Origin of the sequence: Aquibium pacificum (genome assembly GCF_040839445.1) — a bacterium.
Classification (GTDB): Bacteria; Pseudomonadota; Alphaproteobacteria; order Rhizobiales; family Rhizobiaceae; genus Aquibium; species Aquibium pacificus.
Genome location: NZ_JBDPGJ010000050.1, coordinates 1 through 289, shown reverse-complemented (window position 1 = coordinate 289; position 289 = coordinate 1). Strand labels below are relative to the sequence as shown.

1 protein-coding gene is annotated in these 289 nt (G+C 70.2%); it reads left to right on the top strand.

The window, feature by feature from the left end; translation table 11 throughout:
• A partial coding sequence (locus ABGN05_RS30110) for a tyrosine-protein phosphatase (RefSeq protein WP_367957740.1) occupies positions 1–289 on the top strand: 289 nt, incomplete at both ends.

Here is a 289-nt window from a genome sequence, read left to right as displayed (position 1 = left end):
CGCGCCGCTCAATTCGCCGATCGCGTCCTTAGCTTCGAGGCCTTGGATAATTTCCGCGACTATGGCGACTACCCCGCCGCCCATGGGACGCGGTTGAAGAAGGGCCAGCTCTACCGCTCCGCCCATCACGGCAAGGCGACCGACGCCGACCTTGCGCGGCTCGCCGCCCTCGACGTGGCGGTGGTGGTGGACCTGCGCCGCAAGTCCGAGCGCCTGCGCGATCCAGCCCGCCGACCGCCGGGGTTCCGCGCCCTCGTCATCGACAACGACCTCGGCGATGGGGGCGAGG